General features: G+C 61.4%; 1 pseudogene. It reads right to left on the reverse strand.

From position 1 onward, the window contains the following. Positions 1 to 270, reverse strand: a pseudogene (locus G3436_RS26325) (PQQ-dependent dehydrogenase, methanol/ethanol family); the annotation flags it as partial. Positions 271 to 523 lie beyond the last annotated feature (253 nt).

Below are 523 nucleotides of genomic sequence, written 5' to 3' on the forward strand. Positions count from 1 at the left end.
TTTTTCATCGCCAAACGAGTACGACCAGGCCGGGGTCAGCTTGAACACGTTCTTGTCGTTGACCTGGGCCAGCGGGCTCCAGCGCTGGGCGTTGGTGCCCATGCCGTACTGCAGCACGTTCTGCGTATTGAGGTGGTCGTTGGCGATGTCTTCCCAGGTCACAGGCTTGGCCGAGGCGGCTGGGGCCAGGGCCATGGCGCCGACCAGCAGGACGGTCTGTACGGCCAGAGACAGAGGGGAAAGCGCGGCGGGTAACGATCTTATTGTCATGGTGGGTGTTCCCAGTGGAGGTTTTGGCCTGCATAGACTGGAACGCCGACGCCTGCGGTGATACGGAAAAACTCCCGCCCTGGCCGGGAAAATCTCCCAGCCGGCGCATGATTTGGCACTGCCCCACAAGCCCTACTACCAAGGGAGTAGCACGCGACCACCAAAGCAGCATGGGGGCAGCCCACTGCGCTTCCTAAGATGCCCGGCAGCACCTTTGAACAGCGGGGTGCTTGCGTGCAAACCGTACAGATAA

The sequence above is a fragment of the Pseudomonas brassicae genome, from assembly GCF_010671725.1.
Classification (GTDB): domain Bacteria; phylum Pseudomonadota; class Gammaproteobacteria; order Pseudomonadales; family Pseudomonadaceae; genus Aquipseudomonas; species Aquipseudomonas brassicae.